Annotated in this window: 16 protein-coding genes; 10 read left to right on the top strand and 6 right to left on the bottom strand. The window is 64.4% G+C overall.

Going from position 1 to position 16,095, the window contains the following annotated elements; genetic code table 11:
• The first annotated feature begins 6 nt into the window (after positions 1–6).
• Together OSH05_RS10230 and OSH05_RS10225 are read left to right on the top strand one after the other, a co-directional pair.
• The gene (locus tag OSH05_RS10230; RefSeq protein ID WP_104221290.1) at positions 7–1,092 is read left to right on the top strand and encodes a Gfo/Idh/MocA family protein; all 1,086 of its coding nucleotides are present in this window, start codon (positions 7–9) and stop codon (positions 1,090–1,092) included.
• Positions 1,093–1,193: 101 nt separating this feature from the next.
• Positions 1,194–1,520 carry a rhodanese-like domain-containing protein gene (locus tag OSH05_RS10225; RefSeq protein WP_104221289.1) on the top strand — a complete coding sequence of 109 codons (327 nt, stop codon included), beginning with the start codon at positions 1,194–1,196 and terminating at the stop codon, positions 1,518–1,520.
• On the opposite strand, the gene OSH05_RS10220 is transcribed toward OSH05_RS10225, so the two are convergent.
• The gene (locus OSH05_RS10220) at positions 1,521–2,252 is read right to left on the bottom strand and encodes a FadR/GntR family transcriptional regulator (RefSeq protein ID WP_266352150.1); all 732 of its coding nucleotides are present in this window, start codon (positions 2,250–2,252) and stop codon (positions 1,521–1,523) included.
• A gap of 401 nt (positions 2,253–2,653) precedes the next feature.
• Between OSH05_RS10220 and OSH05_RS10215 the strand changes: the two genes are divergently transcribed.
• From OSH05_RS10215 to arfA, 4 genes are all read left to right on the top strand, one after another.
• A complete protein-coding gene (locus tag OSH05_RS10215; RefSeq protein ID WP_407660388.1) occupies positions 2,654–3,928 on the top strand; it encodes an extracellular solute-binding protein in 1,275 nt (424 codons plus the stop codon).
• Between the two features lie 58 nt (positions 3,929–3,986).
• Entirely contained in the window at positions 3,987–4,865 is an 879-nt protein-coding gene (locus OSH05_RS10210) for a carbohydrate ABC transporter permease (protein WP_165801729.1), read from the top strand.
• On the top strand, positions 4,862–5,731 hold the full coding sequence (locus OSH05_RS10205; RefSeq protein WP_104221286.1) for a carbohydrate ABC transporter permease: 870 nt from the start codon (positions 4,862–4,864) through the stop codon (positions 5,729–5,731). The genes OSH05_RS10210 and OSH05_RS10205 overlap by 4 nt, the downstream gene beginning before the upstream one ends.
• A gap of 70 nt (positions 5,732–5,801) precedes the next feature.
• Positions 5,802–7,313 carry an arabinosylfuranosidase ArfA gene (arfA, locus tag OSH05_RS10200; protein ID WP_207778832.1) on the top strand — a complete coding sequence of 504 codons (1,512 nt, stop codon included), beginning with the start codon at positions 5,802–5,804 and terminating at the stop codon, positions 7,311–7,313.
• Positions 7,314–7,383: 70 nt separating this feature from the next.
• Here arfA and OSH05_RS10195 read toward each other — a convergent pair whose 3' ends face one another.
• Positions 7,384–8,814, bottom strand: coding sequence for a DUF1254 domain-containing protein (locus OSH05_RS10195; RefSeq protein ID WP_104221284.1), 1,431 nt, complete (start codon positions 8,812–8,814; stop codon positions 7,384–7,386).
• 262 nt (positions 8,815–9,076) lie between these two features.
• On the opposite strand from OSH05_RS10195, the gene OSH05_RS10190 reads away from it, so the two are divergent.
• The 3 genes from OSH05_RS10190 to OSH05_RS10180 are packed head-to-tail and all read left to right on the top strand — an operon-like array spanning position 9,077 to position 10,592.
• Positions 9,077–9,820 (top strand): heme ABC transporter permease, encoded by a 744-nt coding sequence (locus OSH05_RS10190; RefSeq protein ID WP_104221283.1) that lies wholly within the window; start codon positions 9,077–9,079, stop codon positions 9,818–9,820.
• Positions 9,817–9,999, top strand: coding sequence for a heme exporter protein CcmD (gene ccmD / locus OSH05_RS10185; RefSeq protein ID WP_266352149.1), 183 nt, complete (start codon positions 9,817–9,819; stop codon positions 9,997–9,999). Before OSH05_RS10190 ends, ccmD begins: the two co-directional genes overlap by 4 nt.
• Positions 9,996–10,592: a DsbE family thiol:disulfide interchange protein gene (locus OSH05_RS10180; RefSeq protein WP_104221282.1), complete on the top strand. Its 597-nt coding sequence runs from the start codon at positions 9,996–9,998 to the stop codon at positions 10,590–10,592. The genes ccmD and OSH05_RS10180 overlap by 4 nt, the downstream gene beginning before the upstream one ends.
• A 33-nt stretch (positions 10,593–10,625) precedes the next feature.
• On the opposite strand, the gene OSH05_RS10175 is transcribed toward OSH05_RS10180, so the two are convergent.
• The 4 genes from OSH05_RS10175 to dapF all read right to left on the bottom strand — a co-directional run bounded on the left by OSH05_RS10175 (position 10,626) and on the right by dapF (position 14,559).
• Positions 10,626–11,225, bottom strand: a complete 600-nt coding sequence (locus tag OSH05_RS10175; RefSeq protein WP_104221281.1) for a septation protein A — start codon at positions 11,223–11,225, stop codon at positions 10,626–10,628.
• 65 nt (positions 11,226–11,290) lie between these two features.
• The gene (ftsY, locus tag OSH05_RS10170; RefSeq protein ID WP_266352148.1) at positions 11,291–12,367 is read right to left on the bottom strand and encodes a signal recognition particle-docking protein FtsY; all 1,077 of its coding nucleotides are present in this window, start codon (positions 12,365–12,367) and stop codon (positions 11,291–11,293) included.
• Between the two features lie 4 nt (positions 12,368–12,371).
• Positions 12,372–13,637, bottom strand: coding sequence for a tRNA (N(6)-L-threonylcarbamoyladenosine(37)-C(2))-methylthiotransferase MtaB (mtaB, locus tag OSH05_RS10165; RefSeq protein WP_104221629.1), 1,266 nt, complete (start codon positions 13,635–13,637; stop codon positions 12,372–12,374).
• A 40-nt stretch (positions 13,638–13,677) separates the two neighbouring features.
• Complete coding sequence (dapF, locus tag OSH05_RS10160) at positions 13,678–14,559, bottom strand: diaminopimelate epimerase (RefSeq protein ID WP_104221636.1); 882 nt, start codon at positions 14,557–14,559, stop codon at positions 13,678–13,680.
• A gap of 210 nt (positions 14,560–14,769) precedes the next feature.
• Between dapF and pncB the strand changes: the two genes are divergently transcribed.
• Positions 14,770–16,086, top strand: a complete 1,317-nt coding sequence (gene pncB / locus OSH05_RS10155; protein ID WP_104221630.1) for a nicotinate phosphoribosyltransferase — start codon at positions 14,770–14,772, stop codon at positions 16,084–16,086.
• Positions 16,087–16,095 lie beyond the last annotated feature (9 nt).

The following is a 16,095-nucleotide window of genomic DNA, read 5'->3' as shown; positions in this document are numbered from 1 at the left end:
TTCGGCATGGCGCCCTATCCGTTCGCAATCGTCGGCACCGGCTGGCGCAGCGAGTTCTTTCTTCGTATCGCGGCGAGCCTGCCCGAGCGTTTCGCCGTGACGGGCCTCGTTTCCCGCAGTGCCGAGAAGCGCGATGCCTATGCCAAAGCATGGGGCATCCCGACCTTCGCCTCTATCGACGAGATGGCCGAGCGTGCCGACGCGCGCTTTGCCGTCGTCTCGGTGCCGCGCGCCGTCGTCGTCGACCAGATCGAGGCCCTGGCAGCGCGCAATATGCCGATCCTCGCCGAGACGCCGCCCGCCGAAGACATGGCCGGGCTGGACCGCGTCGCCGCTCTAGTCGCCGCTGGCGCCAGGGTGGAAGTCGCCGAGCAATATTTCCTCCAGCCGAGCCATGCGGCGCGGCTTGCCTTCATCGCGAGCGGTCGGATCGGTACACCGAGCTACGCCCATGTCGCCGTCGCCCATGGCTATCACGGCACCAGCCTGATCCGGAAATATCTGGGCGTCGGCTTCGAGAACGCTACCATCTCGGCGCGGGCGGTCGAATTGCCCATCGTCAGGAGCCCGGACCGCTATCGCCCGCCCGCGACCCTGGAAATCGTGCCGTCGGCGCAGACCATCGCCAGTTTCGACTTTGGCGACCGCATCGGGCTGTTTGACTTCACGGGCGACCAGTATCACGGTTGGATCCGCTCGCCTCGTCTCACCATCCGCGGCGAGCGCGGCGAGATCTCCGGCGACGAGATCCGCTATCTGATCGACCAGCGCTCGCCGATGTTCCTGCGTTTCGAGCGTCGTGACACCGGACATTTCGCCAATCTGGAGGACTATCGCCACGACGGCATTCTCGCCGGGGCGGAGTGGGTCTACCGCAACCCCTATGCGGAAGCTCGCTTCAGCGATGACGAGATCGCCGTGGCTGCCTGTCTCGACGGCATGAAGACCTATGTCGAGACCGGCCGTTCCTTCTATTCCTTTGCCGAGGCGGCGCAGGACCATTATCTGGCGCTGACGATGGACGAGGCGGCGCGGCGCGGCGCACCCATCACCACGACGACGCAATCCTGGAGCCACCCAGTCGCGACTTGACGCGGCGCCGTTCGTCCCTACCTGCGGTCGCCACTGCAATCCTTGCGGCGACATCCAGACGGGTTCCCAAGCCCCCGCAAGCCGAGAAAGGTCTCTCCATCATGGCCCCGACCCCGACCCTCGTCGAACTCGAGCCCGACGAAGTCGCAGAGCTGCTGGCGGCCGGCGAAATCCGGCTGATCGACGTGCGCGAGCCGCATGAATATGACGCCGCGCATATCGAGGGTGGAGAACTGTTCCCGCTGTCGCGCCTCGACCCGGCGACCCTTCCTCAAGGCGAGCCGCCGATCGTCTTCTATTGTGCCGTCGGCGGCCGCTCGGCCCACGCCGTCCATACCAGCCTTGCGGCCGGCGTTCCCATCACCCGGCACCTGCGCGGCGGAATTCGCGCCTGGATCCGCGCCGGGTTGCCCGTCGTTTCGAATTGATCATTCGGCCGCGTCGACGGTGAGGGGCAGAAGCCGCTCCCGGGCGGCGGCGAGCAGATGTTCCATCGCCCGCGCCGCCTCGGCCGGCCGCCGGCCGACGATCGCGCTGCGCACCGCGTCGTGAAGCGCGATGTCCTCGCTCGGCCGGCCCGCATGGCGCTGCAGCCTTTCCGACGAAACACGCAGCGCCGATTTGACGGCGCTGCCGATCGTCACGAACAGGCCGTTATGCGAGGCGTTGATGATGGCGAGATGGAATTCGAGCGCCGATTCCGACGTCGTCTTGATCGGCAGGTTCTGCTCATGCGCCGACGCCAATTCGAAGAAATGATGGTCGATCAGCGCATGGTCTTCGGCCGTGCCGTCGCGCGCCGCAAGGAAAGAGGCCCGCGGCTCGAAGCATAGCCGCATCTCGAAAATATCCTCGACGATCTTGCCGTCGAACTGCGTCTGCAGCCGCCAGGCCAGCACGTCGCGGTCAAGAAGGTTCCATTCCGCAAAGGGCAGAACGCGCGTGCCGACCTTCGGCGAAACCTCGATAAGCCGCTTGGCGGCGAGGTTCTTCACGGCCTCACGAATTGTCGTACGCGACACGCCGTAATATTCGCAGAGCTCGCTTTCGATCGGCAGCGACGAGCCCGGCGCGAAGTCGCCCGAGACGACGCGCACGCCCAGGTGGTTGGCGACCTGGGCGCTCATCGTACCGACGGCAAGGCTCTCTCGTTCCAGCATACCGCGCTCTCCCGACACGCCTGTTCCCCTACGCGTTTTCTCGTTTTCCAGCCACCGTTATCGATCCCACCTGCGTGCGGGCGCATCGGCTGGTTGACAAAGGCGCCGTTCAAAACCATGATCCGACGCATATGATAATACCATTGGGAGGAATTAGGGAAAGGTCGTCGGGAAAAATCGCTATCGCGTGACCCGGAGGAGCGCTCTCTCCCGAACCATCTTCGCAAGACGACAGCAACGGCGACCGTCATGGCCGCCGACGGGATTTCTATGCATTGCGCCGGCCGGGGAGTGGCCGGAGCGGGGCGTCACGGCAAAGCCGGGCGCAGCAGAACGTCGCCGGAGGACGGGCCTTGATGGAAGGCCCAAAAAAGCGACCCAGAGGAGGAGGAAACGGCATGATACGAGGCATTCTCGGAAAGACGCTCGCGACGGCAGCGTTGCTGGCGTTCACGGTCGGCGCGCAGGCGAAGGAAACCGTGGTCTGGTGGGACTTCCTGGGCGGCGGCGACGGCGTGCGCATGAAGAAGCTCATCGAGGACTTCAACAACGACCACAAGGATTCGATCGAGATCCAGGGCACCACGCTCGAATGGGGCGTGCCGTTCTACTCGAAAGTCCAGACCTCCGCCGCCGTCGGCGAGGGCCCAGACATCATGACCTATCATTCGTCTCGCATTCCGCTCGGTGTCAGCCAGAACGTTCTCGTGGAAATCACGCCGGACGACATGAAGACCATCGGCCTTGGCGAGGCGAGTTTCGCCAAGGCGCCCTGGGAAGCGGTGCATGTCGACGGCAAGCAGTATGCCGTGCCGTTCGACCAGCATCCGATCGTGCTCTACTACAACAAGGACAAGCTCGCCGCCGCCGGACTGCTCGGCGATGACGGACTGCCGAAGGGCCTGAACGGCGTCGACAATTTCGCCGCGGCGCTGAAAAAGCTCCAGGACGGTGGCACCAAATACGGTCTCTCGACCGTCACCGCTGACGGCAGCTTCGCCTACCGAACCTTCTATTCGCTGCTGTGCCAGCAGGGTGGAACGGCCGGCAGCGACGGCAACTGGCTCCCGGGCGACAATTTGCAGAAGATGGTCAACGCCGTGCAGGTCGAGGCCGACTGGGTGAAGAACGGCGCAACCCCGAAGAACACCGACTATCCGTCGACCGTCGCGCTCTTCACCAACGGGGACGCCGCGATGATGATCAACGGCGTGTGGGAGGTTCCCACGATGGTCGACCTCCAGAAGCAGGGTAAGCTGTTCAACTGGGGCGCCGTCGAACTGCCGGTCTTCTTCGATCACCCATGCACCTACTCGGACTCGCACACCTTCGCGATCCCGAACAATGTAGGCAAGGCGCAGACGCCCGAGAAGCACGCCGCGGTTCTCGAAGTGATCAAGTGGATGGAGGACCACGCGCTGTTCTGGGCCACCGCCGGCCATATCCCGGCGAACAAGGCGGTCACCGACTCCGCCGAGTACAAGGCGCTGCAGCCGCAGGCGACCTACGCGCCGCTCACGGCCAACATGATCTACGATCCGACGTCGAAGTTCGCGGGTGTCGCCTCACCGCTCTTCGACGCGGCCGGCAATTCGCTGACACCCGCCATCAACGGCGAGATCGATGTGACCACCGCGGTCACCGAGTTCCGCGATACGCTGACCGACCTTCAGTAGATCACAGTAGCTCCTCCGGACGAGCCGTCCGGAGGAGCTACGCATCGCGACGAACATGATGCTCAAAACCCGCAAGAATGAGATATTCGCCGCGCTGGTGCTGATCGCGCCGTTCGTCGCGCTTTATGGATGGATGTTCATCTATCCCACGATCCAGATGGTCCATCTGAGCCTGATGAACGCGCCGCTCATCGGCGAGGGAACCTGGGCGGGGCTGAAGAACTACCAGCGGCTTTTCAACGACCGCATCTTCAGGGTCGCCGTCTGGAACACTGCCTATTTCGTGATTCTGACCGTCGTGCCGGGCACGGCGGTGGCGCTCGCGATCGCGCTGATGGTGAGCCGCCTCAACGGCTGGTTCCAGAGCATCATATTGGCGATGTTCTTCCTGCCCTACGTCCTTCCCGTTTCGGTCGTCTATATCCTCTGGGACTGGCTGTTCAACGTCCAGTTCGGCGTGCTCCAGAACGTCATCCAGCCAATCGTCGGCCACCCCGTCAATGTGCGGCGAACCATTCCCTGGTTCATGCCCACTATGGCCATCATCACGATCTGGTGGACCAACGGCTTCTCGATCCTGCTGTTCCTGGCCGGACTCAGGAACATCTCGCGGGAAATCTACGAAGCGGCGGAGCTCGACGGCGCGTCGCGTGTGCAGGTGTTTTTCCGGATCACATGGCCCCTGATCTGGCCCGTAACGGTACTCTGCCTGACCATCCAGCTCATCCTGCAGCTGAAGATCTTCGACCAGGTCTATCTATTCTCGCGGGGCGGCCGGACGCAGGCCACCATGGTGCTCGTCCAGTACATCTTCGAGCAGGCCTTCCAGAAGAACAATGGCGGCTATGCCGCGACGATCGCGGTGGCGCTATTCATCATCGTGGTGGCGTTCTCCGTTCTGCAGTTCCAGGCGGCTCGTATCCGGAGGGCGACATGAGCGCGGTCGTGGAAGTGGACGTGCAGGGCCCCGGCCGCCGTCACGGAGCTGCCGGCATCAGCGCCCTGCTTCTGACGGCGCTGACGGTCCTGACCGCCTGCATCTGGTTCTTCCCGATCTACTGGGCGCTCGTCACGAGCTTCCGGACCGAGGACGAGACGGTCAAGAGCATGAGCGCGCTGCCCTTGCAGCCGACGCTCGACGGCTATCTCTACCTGATCCAGAACTCCAGCCTGCCGATCTGGTACGTGAACTCGACCATCGTCTCGATATCGGTGACGATCCTCGTCGTCGCGATGGCGGCATGCTGCGGCTATGCGATCTCGCAGCTCCGCTTCCCCGGGCGGACGGCGCTGTGGTGGATGATCCTGGCGAGCTTCATGGTCCCGGTCCCCGCGCTGATCGTCAACCATTTCATGATCATAGCGAGCGTGAAGCTGGTGAATACCTATCCCGGCATGGTGCTGCCGATGCTGATCGCCCCGGTCACGGTCATCGTCTACAAGCAGTTCTTCGATTCAGTCCCGCGCGAGTTTCGCGAGGCGGCGCTGGTGGACGGGGCCAACGAATTCCAGCTCCTGTTCCGGATCTTCCTGCCCATGAACTGGGGCGTGACGACGGCGCTCGCGATCATCACTTTCATTGGCGCCTGGAACTCGTTCCTGTGGCCCTTCCTGGCCGCCCAGAGCGAGAAGATGATGACGGTGACGGTCGGCATCTCGTCCGTCCAGGATGCCTTCGGCGTCTATTACGCGAGGCTCCTCGCCGGTGCCGTCCTGGCCTCCCTCCCCGTCGCGGTCGCCTACCTTCTGTTCCAGCGGCGGGTGACCGAGGCGATCACGCTATCCGCCGGCATCAAGGGCTAACCTCCCACGAAATCCGGTGCCCCGGTGCCGGCCCCCTCCCACCCGAAAGAGCCGAGAGACCATTTCCATGTTGAAAGCCCGCCTGATCGTCGACCGGGACTTCGTCCTTTCCGACCTCGACAGACGCGTGTTCGGCGCGTTCGTCGAGCATATGGGCCGCTGCGTCTATGGCGGCATCTACGAGCCCGGTCACCCGACCGCCGACGAACAGGGTTTTCGCGGCGACGTGCTGGAGCTGACGCGCGAACTCGGCCCCACCATCATCCGCTATCCCGGCGGCAATTTCCTTTCCGGCTACAATTGGGAAGACGGCGTCGGCCCGAAGGACGAGCGGCCGGTGCGGCGGGACCTCGCCTGGTTCTCGACGGAGACCAACCAATTCGGCACCAACGAGTTCATGGACTGGTCGAAGAAGGCCGGCATCGAGCCGATGTTCGGCGTCAATCTCGGCACCAAGGGCCCCGACGAGGCGCGCCAGTTCCTCGAATATTGCAACCATGCCGGCGGCTCGACACTCTCGGAACTCAGGAAGACCCACGGCTACGAGAAGCCGCACGACATCAAGTTCTGGTGCCTCGGCAACGAGATGGATGGCCCCTGGCAGATCTGCCACAAGACCGCCGAGGAATATGGCCGCGTCGCACTGGAAACGGCCAAGGTGATGCGCTGGGTCGACCCGACCATCCAGCTTGCCGCCTGCGGCTCCTCCCATCGCAACATGCCGACCTATGGCTCCTGGGAATACCAGGTGCTGGAGCATTGCTATGACGAGGTCGACTTCATCTCGCTGCACACCTATTTCAACAATAACGCCGACTCGACCGCCGAATATTTCGGCGTCATCGAGCTGATGGACGCCTTCATCAAGGAAGTCGTGGCGATCTGCGACGCCGTCGGCGCCAAGCGCCGCTCGCAGAAGCGGATCATGCTGTCCTTCGACGAGTGGAACGTCTGGTACAAGACCCACAAGATCGAGAATATGCGCAAGCCCGGCTGGCCCGAGGCGCCGCCCCTGATCGAGGAGATCTACAATGCCGAGGACGCGCTGGTCGTCGGCGGCGCCCTGATCGCGATGATGAACAATGCCGACCGCGTGAAAACGGCCTGCATTGCCCAGCTCGTCAACGTCATCGGCCCGATCATGACCGAGACCGGCGGCGATGCCTGGCGGCAGACGATCTTCCACCCCTTCGCGCTCGCCTCGAAATTCGGCCATGGCCGCGTCATGCGCGCGGTGGCGGAATCGCCCTCCTACAGCGCCAAATCGTTCCCGGAGATCCCCTATCTCTATGCGACGGTAGTCGACAATCCGGCCGACGGGACGACGACGATCTTCGCGTTGAACCGCAGCCTATCCGATCCGCTCGATCTCGATGTCGAGCTGCGCGGCCTCGGCACGGATCGCTCGCTCGTCTCGGCGATCGAGATCCATCATTCGAACCTGAAGGCGGTCAACAGCAAGGAAGCGCCGAACACCGTGGCGCCGAAGGCGAACCCCGATATCGAGATCGACGGCGAAAAGCTGAAGATCAAGCTGAAGCCGGCCTCGTTCAACGTGATCACGACCAAGGCGACGAACTGAACCCACCAGAGCCGAAATGCTCCGCGGCCTTCGGGCCGCGGAGACAAAAGCACTACCGGCGAAAGGCTCCTCAACCAGCCTTGGTGACGGCCGGAATAACCCACGAACCGTCAATGATGGAGGGGTTGTTCTCGTCGGGCCAATAGAGGCGCAGCATCAGGTTGAAGCGCCCCTTGGGAGCGGGCAACCAATTGGCTTCCTTCGCCGAACCGGGGCTTTCGTTCTGGATATAGATCACCAGCGATCCGTCGGCCTCATAGACCGGGTTGGTGCGCACGCTCATCGAATAGCGGTTGAGCGGGTTGGCGATGAAGAACATCGCCTCGTCATACATGGTGAGCGACCAGAAACCCTTGACTGGCGGCAGCTGTCCGGCCGGGAAGCGCAGGACATATTGGCTCGCCCCGTCATAGTGGCGGTGGTGGTCGTCCTTGAGCGAGGTGGGATAGACGGCATCCTGCGGCCGGTTGGCGCCTAGGCCGATGGCGGTGACGAGGGCGCGCTGAAGGTAGTTCGTGCCATAGAGGCCGGCCTTCGTCGTATAGCCCCAGCCATTGACGTTCTGAATATCGCCGTGGCTGTCCTCGAAATGCAGCATGATCCGATCAAAGGAGAGCGACGGCAGACGCTTGTCCCAACGCTTGTCGAGCGCCTTGGCGTCGTAGGCTTGGCCCGGTACGAGGCCGATCTCCTTGAAGGTCTCCAGCGCCGGCGCATCCGCGGCAGCCGGCGGGTTGCGCTTCATCAGTTCGGCGAGCAGGCTGAAATATTCAGCCGTACCGAGCGCGTTGACCTGATCGCGCACGGGCGTCTTCATGTCGATCGACGGATCGACCTTGCCCGGCGGCGGCATGTAGTCCTTGCCCTCCGCGCTCAGCGGATAGAGCTTGAACTGGTCCTGCAGCGCATGGACCTCGGCATAGTCCTCCGGCGTGCCGGTGCAATAGATCCGGCCCAGCATCCAGACCATGCTGGTCGGCGACTTGAGCTGAGTCATTCCATCAGGAACCGTCCCGCTCCAGCCGGGGCCGGTAACAAGGAACGTCTGGGCGCCTGTTCCGGTCGTGCGCGAACCCGGAACCTGGAACACATCCGTCCAGCCGGAAAGGAAGGGCAGCAGGAAATATCGTCCCTTCATGTCCGGGATGCTGACCACCCAGGGCTCGTCGCCTACGTCGAGGAAAGCTGTCGTGTAGAGCGTATCGGCGTTCGGAGCGGTGACGTCGCGGAAGCTGGCATCGGGATAGCTGCGCAGCTTGATCAGCGTGCCCATCGGGCCGCGCGTGCCTTCCACGGTCGCGGAATTGGTGATCACCCGCCGCGTCAGCTCCATGGTGACGAGAGGGTACCCAAACACATAGGCAGCCGAGGCCGCCCGGAAGGCATCGCTGTCTTCGACGATGTCCCGGATCGGCCCGTCAAAGGCAAGGGCGCTTGTCGTCCTGGCCGCTGCCAGGGCGGCCGACCCGCCGAGCAACAAATTCCGTCGTGATAGTCTCATATCTTGCTCCTCCCGCAAGATCGACCTCCTGGATCGGAGGCGCGATAAGCCGGCGGCTGGACACACCAACCGCCTGTTCCATGGCGACAGCGCCACCCTACCGGCGGCTCGGACCGAGCCGCGCGAAACGCCCCAGTGCGTCGACGGAATAGCGCTATCCGAAGGATCGAGGACAGACAATGGCCCTGCGCACGCAGCAATTTGATTGCACTGCAGCAGCAGAACATTGCAGGAAGACGGCGCCCCTTCTATTGAGGTGGGCATGGCCCTGATCGACCTTGCCAACCCGACCCGCTTCATGACGCTCGCCGGCCGCTGGCTGCCCTGGCTCTGGGCGGCGACCGCGATCGTTCTCGGCATCGGTCTCTATCTGGCGCTGTTCGTCGCTCCGCCGGATTATCAGCAGGGCGAGACGGTCAAGATCATGTTCATCCACGTCCCGGCCGCCTGGCTCTCCATGTTCGGCTATGGGCTGATGGCTGTCTCCGCGCTCGGAACTTTGGTCTGGCGCCATCCACTGGCCGATGTCGCAGCCAAGGCGACCGCGCCGATCGGCGCCGCCTTCACACTGATCGCGCTCATCACCGGCTCGCTCTGGGGCAAGCCGATGTGGGGCACCTGGTGGGTGTGGGATGCGCGGCTGACCTCGGTCTTCGTTCTCTTCCTCATGTATCTCGGCCTGATCGCGCTTTGGAACGCCGTCGACGACCCCAACCGCGCCGGCCGCGTGGCCGCGGTGCTGATCCTGGTTGGCTCGGTCAATATCCCGATCATCAAATTCTCGGTCGACTGGTGGAACACGCTGCACCAGCCGGCCTCGGTCTTCCGCATGGGCGGCTCCACCATCGATGCCAGCCTGCTCTATCCGCTCTTCATCTGCGCGATCGGCGCGACGCTGTTGTTTCTGACGCTCACGATCATGGCGATGCGCAACGAGATCCTGCGCCGCCGCATCCGCGCGCTGCAGCTCGTCGCCGTCGCCTCGGTTTCCGGAGCCGCCGCGTGATCGATCTCGGCGCGCATGCGGGCTTCATTCTCGCCGCCTATGGCGCGACGGTTCTGATCGTTGCCGCGCTGGCGCTCTGGATCGTTCTGGATGGCCGCGCCCAGCGCCGCCGCCTAGCCGAGCTGGAGGCACGCGGCATTCGCCGCCGTTCCGCCGCGAAGAGCGGAGGCGCGTCATGACCGCTCCTTCCCCGCAGGACGAAGCAGCCCACCGGCGCCGGCCGCCCGGCCGCTGGATCCTTATCCTGTCGCCACTCGCCATCTTCCTGGCGCTCGCCGCGGTCTTCCTCTACCGGCTTGAACAGGGCGGCGATCCCTCGCTCGTGCCCTCGGTTCTGATCGGCCGGCCGGCGCCGGCGACCAAGCTCCCCGCCCTGGATGGTGTGAACCTCCCCGGCATCGACACGGCGGAACTGACGGGCAAACCGACGCTGGTCAATGTCTGGGCGTCCTGGTGCGCGCCCTGCCGCGAGGAGCACCCGATCCTGGAGACGCTCGCTGCCGACCCGCGCATCCGCCTCGTCGGCATCAACTACAAGGACCAGAGCGAAAACGCCGTCCGTTTCCTCGGCCAGCTCGGCAATCCGTTCGCCGCCATCGGTGTCGACACGAACGGCCGCACGGCGATCGACTGGGGCGTCTATGGCGTTCCGGAAACCTTCCTGCTCGGCCCGGACGGCACCATCCGCTACAAATTCATCGGCCCGCTCAGCGAGGAAAGCCTCGCCACTAAGCTGATGCCGGAGATCGAGAAGGTGCTCAAGGGCGGGTAAGACCGAATGCCGAGGCGAAGCTGATGCCTCGCCCTACTCCGCCGGCTTCTGCTCAATGCTTGTCCGGTTGACCAGCGGCAATTGCGCCAGCGTGAACAGGAAGGTCAGCGGCATGATGCCGAAGACCTTGAAATTGACCCAGACATCGGTCGGGAACGAGCGCCAGATCACCTCGTTCAACACCGCGAGCAGCAGGAAGAACAGGCCCCAGCGGAAGGTGAGCTTGCGCCAGCCTTCGTCGGTCAGGTGGAAGACCGAATCGAAGACATAGCCGAGCAGCGCCTTGCCGAAGACGAGCCCGCCGAGCAGCACCGCGCCGAACAGCGTGTTGACGATGGTCGGCTTCATCTTGATGAAGGTCTCGTCGTGCAGATAGAGCGTCAGTCCGCCAAACACGACGACCACCACGCCCGTGACGACCGGCATGATCGGCAGGCGCCGCGTTAGCGCGAAGGAGACGGCGAGCGCCACCAGCGTCGCCACCATGAACGAGCCGGTCGCCCAGAAAATATCGAGGCGGGCATTGGCGAAGAAGAAGACGCCGAGCGGGCCGAGCTCCAACACGAGCTTCAGGATCGGATTGAGATCCTTGTGCTTCGGATCATTCGGCGCGCGTTCGAAAAGGGCGGTCATGGAGGGCTTTCGTCTGGTGGCCAGACCGACATAGTGCCGATCGGCCTCCGCATAAAGGGCTTCCTTCACACGGCGAGGCCGGCGATTGCCCTGGCGAAGTCATTGGCCTCGAACGGCTCCAGATCGTCGACGCCCTCGCCGACGCCGATGAAGTGGATCGGCAGGCCGTATTTGGCTGCGATCGCCACCAGGATGCCGCCGCGCGCCGTGCCGTCGAGCTTGGTCATGACGAGACCCGTCACCCCGGCGACGCGGCCGAATATCTCGACCTGCTGCAGGGCGTTCTGACCGGTCGTCGCGTCGAGGGTCAGCAGCACGGTATGCGGCGCGGTCGGATCCTGCTTCCTGACGACGCGGATGATCTTTTCCAGTTCCGCCATCAGCTCCGTGCGGTTCTGCAGCCGCCCGGCTGTGTCGATCAGGAGAACGTCGGTGCCATTCGCTTGCGCCTCTTTCAGCGCGTCGAAGGCAAGCCCGGCCGCGTCGGCACCGGTCGGCCGCGACATCACGGTGCAGCCGGTGCGCTGGCCCCAGATCTTCAGCTGCTCGACCGCGGCGGCGCGGAACGTGTCGCCGGCCGCGAGCATGACCGAGCGCCCTTCGGCGGTGAGCTTCGCCGCGAGCTTGCCGATCGTCGTCGTCTTGCCGGTGCCGTTGACGCCGACGACGAGGATGACATGCGGCTTGCGGCTCGGATCGATCGCCAGCGGACGCGCCACGGGAACCAGAACCTTGGCGACTTCCTCGGCGAGGATCGTCTTGACCTCCTCGCCCTCGATCTCCTTATCGAAACGCCCCTTAGCGAGCGCCGCCGTGATGGCGCTCGCCGTCGAGACGCCGAGGTCGGCCTGGATCAGCACATCCTCGAATTCCTCCAGCGTCGCCGCATCGAGCTTCCGCTTGGTGAACACCGAGGCGATGCTGTCGGAGATCGCATTCGACGACCGCGACAGGCCAGCCTTGAGCCGCTGGAACCAGGAGAGCCTCGGCTCGGCCGCCGTTGCCGGCTTTTCCTCCACCACCGGCTCGGCAGCCGGCACCGGTTCGGGCGGCGCCACCTCCGGCACCTCGACCCTCGTCTCGGTGGGAGTCTCGCCGCCGCCGAATATGCGTCGGAAGAAGCCCTTCTTCTCGTCACTCATCGCGTCAGGCAGCCTTCTCGATCGGGGAAGCGGTCAGTTCGCCGCCGGAGCGAGCGTCGATCCGGACGGCAAGGATATCTCCGGCCGGCACGCCGCCGAGCCGCACCGGGGCGAAATGTTCCGTCCGCCCGGTACCACCGCGCTCCATCAGCACGGACCGGATCTGCCCGACCTCACCGTCGAGGAAGGCGCCGAGCCGGCGCTCGCCTTCGGCGCGCAGCCGGGCAGCCCGCTCTTTCACCAGCGATTTCGCCAAGGGCGGCATCCGGGCGGCGGGCGTGCCGGGCCGCGGCGAGAACGGGAAGACGTGCAGATAGGTGAGCCCCGCATCCTCTGGAAGGCGCAACGAATTCTCGAACATCGCCTCGCTCTCCGTCGGGAAGCCGGCGATCAGATCAGCGCCGAACACGGCGTCGGGGCGAAGCTGGCGCACGCGCGCGCAGAAGGCCAGCGCCTCGGATCGCGAATGCCGGCGCTTCATGCGCTTCAGAATCATGTCGTCGCCGGATTGCAGCGAGAGATGAAAATGCGGCATCAGTCTTTCTTCCTCGCCGATCACGCGCAGAAGCGCCGCGTCGACCTCGATCGTGTCGAGCGAAGAAAGGCGGAGGCGGGGCAATTCCGGCAGGAGTTTCAAGATCTTGCCGACGAGCGTCCCGAGTGTCGGCTGGCCCGGCAGATCGGCGCCATAGGCGGTGATATCGACGCCGGTCAGCACGATCTCGCCATGCCCGCCGGCAACGAGACTGCGGATCTGCTCGACGACGGCGCCCATCGGCACCGAGCGCGAGGGTCCGCGGCCATAGGGAATGACGCAGAAGGTACAGCGATGATCGCAGCCATTCTGGATCTCGACAAAGGCCCGCGTGTGCCCATCCATGCCGGCAACAAGATGGCCTGCCGTCTCGCGCAGTTCGGCGATGTCGGCGACTTTCGCCTTGTTTTCCAAAGGGATGCCAAAATCGGATATCTGGTAGGCGCCGGCGTCGAGCTTCTCGGCATTGCCGAGCACGAGGTCGACTTCCACCATTTCGGCGAAACTCGCAGGATCGATCTGCGCCGCGCAGCCGGCCACCACGATCCGTGAAGCCGGCCGCTCCCGCCGCAGCCGGCGTATCGTCTGCCGCGCCTGGCGCACCGCCTCGCTGGTCACCGCGCAGGTATTGACCAGCACGGCATCATCCAGCCCGGCCTCGCGGGCACGCATCTGCATCACTTCGGATTCGAGCGTGTTCAGGCGACAGCCAAAGGTGACAACATCGAGGGTCATGGCGCCGTTCTATGGCGGAAAGCAGCCGAAAAGGCCACCCTCAAGCCGGAATCGGTGGCACATCGGCGAGCGTCACCGCGATCGTCTCACCCAGCGCCAGCGTACCGCGATGCTCGAAGGCGGCCGGCCCCGTCATGAGGATGTGGTCGTCGCCGCGCCATTCGATGGTCAGCATGCCCCCCGGCAGCGCGACGTCGACGGTTCGCCCTGTCCGGCCGGTGCGCGCAGCGGCGACGGCGGCCGCGCAGGCAGCGGAGCCGCAAGCCAGCGTCAGCCCCACGCCGCGCTCCCAGACCTTAAGTCGCAGCGAACCCTTTGAGGTCACCTGCGCCAGCGAGATATTGGCGCGTTCCGGGAAGATCGGGTGGTGTTCGAGCATCGGCCCGATCCGTGCGAGATCATAGGCCTCGACATCGTCGACCCAGAAGATCGCATGCGGATTGCCGACATTGACGACCGATGGCGAATGCAGGATCGGCGCGTCGATCGGCCCGATCTGCAATTCGATCGCCCGCGTGTCGGCAAAGGGCTCGCTGAGCGGGATCGACGGCCAGTCGAAGCGCGGCGTTCCCATATCGACCGTGATGCGCGCCGCGCTCTCTGCCTGCGCCAGCAGCAGCCCGGCGGAGGTCTCCAGGACGACGTCGCTGCGGCGAAGATCCTGCGACAGGACCAGCGCCACGCAGCGCGTGCCATTGCCACAGGCGCCGGACATCGAACCATCGGTGTTGAAGATCGTCATGAAGGCGTCGGTGCCGGGCGTCCGCGGCGGCTCGATCGTCATCAGCTGGTCGAACGTCGTCTTTGGATCAGCCGCGAGCCGGCGCGCCGTCTCGGCGTCCAGGCGACGACCGGCCGCGCGGAGGTCGACCACGGTTATCTCGTTGCCGATGCCGTTCATCTTGGCGAAGGGGATTGTCATGGCCGCGCCCAAAATTCGTTGGCTTCTATATGGCCGATGGCGGCGGCGATTGCCAGATCGGCGATGCTGGCCGCCCTTGCAGGGCGCGCCCGAGCCTGATTGACTATCTGAACCGCTTCAAGCGTGAGGGCGGACGGCCGAACCCCCGGCCGCGGATTTACCGGAGGGCGCCGCAGCCTTGGCCCCTCCGCTTGGCCATACGGACATTTCATGACGCTCGACGTCGCGACCCGCGTCTATAATCACGGCTTTCGGATCGACCCGATCATCCGCACGCTGCTCGACACGGATTTCTACAAGTTCCTGATGCTGCAGCTGATCCGGGCGCGCTCGCCGGACGTTCGCGCCACGTTCGGCCTGATCAACCGGACCAAATCCGTCCGCATCGCCGATTCGATCGACGAGCGTGAATTGCGTGACCAACTCGACCATGCGCGAACGCTGCGCTTCCAGAAGAACGAACTCATCTGGCTGGCCGGCAACACGTTCTACGGCGTGAAGCAGATCTTCAAGCCCGACTTTCTAGATTGGCTCGAGGACTTCCGCCTGCCGGAATATGATCTGCGCCGCACTCCGGACGGCCAGTATGAATTGCTGTTCGAGGGTCCCTGGTGCGAAACCACGCTATGGGAGGTGCCGGCGCTGGCGATCGTCAGCGAATTGCGCGCCCGCTCGGCCATGACGGGCATGAGCCGCTTCGAACTCGACGTGCTCTATGCCAAGGCCAAGGCCAAGCTCTGGGGCAAGATCGAGCGACTCCGTCTTCTTGGCCGCGAGGGGCCGCTGAAGATCGCCGATTTCGGCACCCGTCGGCGCCACGGCTTTCTCTGGCAGAAATGGTGCGTCGAGGCGCTGCAGGAGGGACTTGGCGACAATTTCGTCGGCACCTCCAACGTCAAGATGGCGATGGATGCCGGTCTTGAGGCGATCGGCACCAACGCGCATGAACTGCCCATGGTCTATGCGGCGCTGGCGAACAGCGACGAGGCGCTCGTGGAAGCTCCCTACAAGGTACTGAAGGACTGGGCCGAGATGTATGACGGCAATCTGCTCGTCATCCTGCCGGACACCTATGGCACCACGGCCTTCCTGCGCAACGCGCCCGACTGGATCCTGAGCTGGAAGGGCATCCGCCCCGATTCGAAGCCGCCGATCGAAGGCGCGGAAGAGGCGATCGCCTGGTGGGCCATGCACGGGCTCGATCCGCGCGAGAAGCTGATCGTGCTTTCCGACGGCATGGACATCGACACCATCGAGGATGCGGTCCGCCATTTCCGCGGCCGCGTGAACCTCTCGATAGGCTGGGGCACCAATGTCACCAACGATTTCCGGGACTGCGCGCCGGACGGCAAGAACGATCGGCTCGAAGCGATCTCGCTGGTCTGCAAGGTGATCGAGGCGAACGGCAAGCCGGCGGTGAAACTCTCCGACAACGCCAACAAGGCCACCGGTCCCGCCGAGGAGATCACCCGCTATCGCCGCGTCTTCGGCCAGGACGAGATCGCGCGCCAGCCGGTGCTTGTCTGAGTCGCGAGG

Source organism: Kaistia algarum, assembly GCF_026343945.1.
Lineage (GTDB): Bacteria > Pseudomonadota > Alphaproteobacteria > Rhizobiales > Kaistiaceae > Kaistia > Kaistia algarum.
The sequence above is the reverse complement of the archived record's forward strand: the minus strand, read 5'-3'. Positions and strand labels throughout refer to the sequence as shown.

Excerpts from the sequence above, each read along its gene's own strand:
- OSH05_RS10230 (WP_104221290.1), top strand. The coding sequence starts at position 7 with ATGGCGCCCTATCCGTTCGCAATCGTCGGCACCGGCTGGCGCAGCGAG.
- OSH05_RS10225 (WP_104221289.1), top strand. The coding sequence starts at position 1,194 with ATGGCCCCGACCCCGACCCTCGTCGAACTCGAGCCCGACGAAGTCGCA.
- OSH05_RS10220 (WP_266352150.1), bottom strand. The coding sequence starts at position 2,252 with ATGCTGGAACGAGAGAGCCTTGCCGTCGGTACGATGAGCGCCCAGGTC.
- OSH05_RS10210 (WP_165801729.1), top strand. The coding sequence starts at position 3,987 with ATGCTCAAAACCCGCAAGAATGAGATATTCGCCGCGCTGGTGCTGATC.
- OSH05_RS10205 (WP_104221286.1), top strand. The coding sequence starts at position 4,862 with ATGAGCGCGGTCGTGGAAGTGGACGTGCAGGGCCCCGGCCGCCGTCAC.
- OSH05_RS10195 (WP_104221284.1), bottom strand. The coding sequence starts at position 8,814 with ATGAGACTATCACGACGGAATTTGTTGCTCGGCGGGTCGGCCGCCCTG.
- OSH05_RS10190 (WP_104221283.1), top strand. The coding sequence starts at position 9,077 with ATGGCCCTGATCGACCTTGCCAACCCGACCCGCTTCATGACGCTCGCC.
- OSH05_RS10180 (WP_104221282.1), top strand. The coding sequence starts at position 9,996 with ATGACCGCTCCTTCCCCGCAGGACGAAGCAGCCCACCGGCGCCGGCCG.
- OSH05_RS10175 (WP_104221281.1), bottom strand. The coding sequence starts at position 11,225 with ATGACCGCCCTTTTCGAACGCGCGCCGAATGATCCGAAGCACAAGGAT.
- ftsY (WP_266352148.1), bottom strand. The coding sequence starts at position 12,367 with ATGAGTGACGAGAAGAAGGGCTTCTTCCGACGCATATTCGGCGGCGGC.
- mtaB (WP_104221629.1), bottom strand. The coding sequence starts at position 13,637 with ATGACCCTCGATGTTGTCACCTTTGGCTGTCGCCTGAACACGCTCGAA.
- dapF (WP_104221636.1), bottom strand. The coding sequence starts at position 14,559 with ATGACAATCCCCTTCGCCAAGATGAACGGCATCGGCAACGAGATAACC.
- pncB (WP_104221630.1), top strand. The coding sequence starts at position 14,770 with ATGACGCTCGACGTCGCGACCCGCGTCTATAATCACGGCTTTCGGATC.